This window comes from Inquilinus limosus MP06 (assembly GCF_000767795.1).
In the GTDB taxonomy this organism is placed as follows: domain Bacteria; phylum Pseudomonadota; class Alphaproteobacteria; order DSM-16000; family Inquilinaceae; genus Inquilinus; species Inquilinus limosus_E.
In genome coordinates, this window is record NZ_JANX01001094.1 from 1 (window position 1) to 844 (window position 844).

Genomic DNA, 844 nt, shown 5'->3' on the forward strand with positions numbered 1-844 from the left:
ACCACCGGCGCCGGCTCCTCCGGCACCGGGCCTTCGCCGAGCGCCTGCCACATCCGGCCGCGATCGGCCGCGCGCTGCGCCCGCTCCGCCACGCCGCCATCGGCATATTGGCCGAGCCCGGCCCGCGCCTCGATATCGGTGCCGCGCCACCAGCCGGCCACTGGCGGCAGGTCGTGGGTCGAGCTCATCGCCACGGCGCCGGCGTCCCAGTACTCGGCCGGCTTGAACCCGTCGCCCTCGCGCTCGAACAGCAGCACCCGCATGCCGGCCACGGCATGGTCGGCCAGCCGGCCGGCGAAGCCCCAGGGCAGGGTGCCCAGATCCTCGCCGATCACCACGGCGCGGTGGCGGTGCGATTCCAGCGCCACCAGCCGCAGCAGGTCCTCCGCCGGATAGGTCAGGTAGGCACCCTCGGTCGGCGCCATGCCGTCCGGCACCAGCCACAGCCGGGCCAGCCCCATGACATGGTCGATGCGGATGCTCCCGGCATGGCGCAGCGTCGCCCGCAGCGTGTCGAGGAACGGCGCGAAGCCGGTCTCCACCATCGCCCGCGGCGAGATGGCCGCGAGGGTCCAGTTCTGGCCGTCGGCGTTGAAGGCGTCGGGCGGCGACCCGATGCTGGCGCCGCCCAGCACGTCCGACGGGCGGCTCCAGGCATGGCTGCCGGTGGCGTCCATGCCGACGGCCAGGTCGGCGATCAGCCCGATGCCGCAGGCCCGCCGACCGGGCCTCGGCCTGGGCCGTGGCGAAGGCGCGGTCGGCCAGCCATTGCAGGAACAGGTGGAAGCGGACCTCCCGGTCCTGCGGCCGCCGCGAACTCCGCCACCGCGGCGCCGGCGGGATC

Annotated in this window: 1 protein-coding gene; it reads right to left on the reverse strand. The window is 75.4% G+C overall.

Going from position 1 to position 844, the window contains the following annotated elements:
* Positions 1 to 677, reverse strand: a 677-nt coding sequence (locus tag P409_RS35405) for a 4-alpha-glucanotransferase (RefSeq protein WP_238578861.1), incomplete at its 3' end; no start/stop codon positions are given.
* Positions 678 to 844: the final 167 nt, after the last annotated feature.